Annotated in this window: 1 protein-coding gene; it reads right to left on the bottom strand. The window is 38.3% G+C overall.

The window, feature by feature from the left end:
• Nucleotides 1-1,358 (bottom strand): hypothetical protein (locus tag ABD816_RS22115; RefSeq protein ID WP_344931088.1); only part of this gene is annotated, 1,358 nt, incomplete at both ends.

The raw sequence follows: 1,358 nt of genomic DNA, 5'->3' as shown, positions 1-1,358 counted from the left end.
AATTTTATTGGCTTCGATATCAATCTTAAATAAGATTTTATTACCTATACTAACAGCTCCATCTGTAGCGACTTTAAGGCCTTTAGCCATTAGTTTTGCTACAGGTGCAGCAAACTTTTTTCCTCGTCTGATCACAAATTCTAAGGGATCGGTAGCCCATTTTAAAATGGCGTAAAATTCTTTGGCGACTCCTGCCTCTGCCGTAGCTCCACCAGATAAGACTCCTACAACGATCTCAAAAGCGATGTTACCCGCAAAATAATCGACGCCTGTAAGGTTATAATCGGTAATTTTATTCTTCTGATACTCCCAGCCTTTTTCTACTTCACCTACCACTAATACCTTTGCCAATATCAATACTGCCTCTCTTTTATCCTCATCGGTGATAAGTTCTGCTATTTTAATTGCTTCTGTATAGACCTTCCCTCGATACTCCGAATCAGACAATATTTTTTTAGCAAAAGCTTTGAAATCTAATACATTTTTAACCGTACCCGTAACAAATGCAGCGGTACTAATTAGTCCATTGTAAACCCCTGAGATAAAGGCAATATCATTTTGCAAAGATTTTACAATCTCTTCTAACACGGGTATTCCTTGTACCCAAGTATTCACGTCTTTAAAATAATAACCCGGAGCAGCACTGTCCCAAAACTCTTTGGGTAATTGTACAGCGTTTAACCCATCGGTAATCCCTCCAAATACGACACTCCCAAATTGTGTAAGTATAGCATCCATCTCTGCTAACGTAGCTAATGCTTTACCCGCAGACATGTCTCCCTGAAAGACCGTATTCCCAAAATCTTCTAATCGTTTGGATAGCGTGGGTTCCAGGGTTAGTTTAAATCCTTTTGTATATAGATTTTGTTGTACTACTTTATTGTCCTTACTCACATGAATCCAGATGATGGTTCCTGCATCCTTAGTATTGGTAAGTGTTGCTTCTATTTCTGCTACTCTGGTAGCATCTGTAAAGTCATCGGTGAGCACTATTTTGGTACCGCCTTCTACATTGGTGAAATTGGTAAGATAGAGATCTACATCACTTTTCATCGTAAAAAACAAGCCTGTATAATCGTAGATATGCTTAGTACTAATGGCTGTGGGGTCAAAAGTACCTGTTTCTTTATTTGCAAGGTCTAATTGATACCAATTTTCAATATTAGAGACACTGTACTGATAGTCGTAGTCAAACCTGCTCAGGTCTGAGTCCCAATATCCATTGATGGCTGCTTTATACCTTTCAAAATAATTGTTAGATTTAACCAGATCTATACTCTTTCTATCTGCTGCTAAGGAGATTCCCAACTTATCTTTACGCAGCGCTTCTTTAATAATCGAAGCTCGCTTTTTTGATT

It is taken from the genome of Aquimarina addita (genome assembly GCF_039539305.1).
GTDB classification, from domain to species: Bacteria; Bacteroidota; Bacteroidia; order Flavobacteriales; family Flavobacteriaceae; genus Aquimarina; species Aquimarina addita.
The sequence above is the reverse complement of the archived record's forward strand: the minus strand, read 5'-3'. Positions and strand labels throughout refer to the sequence as shown.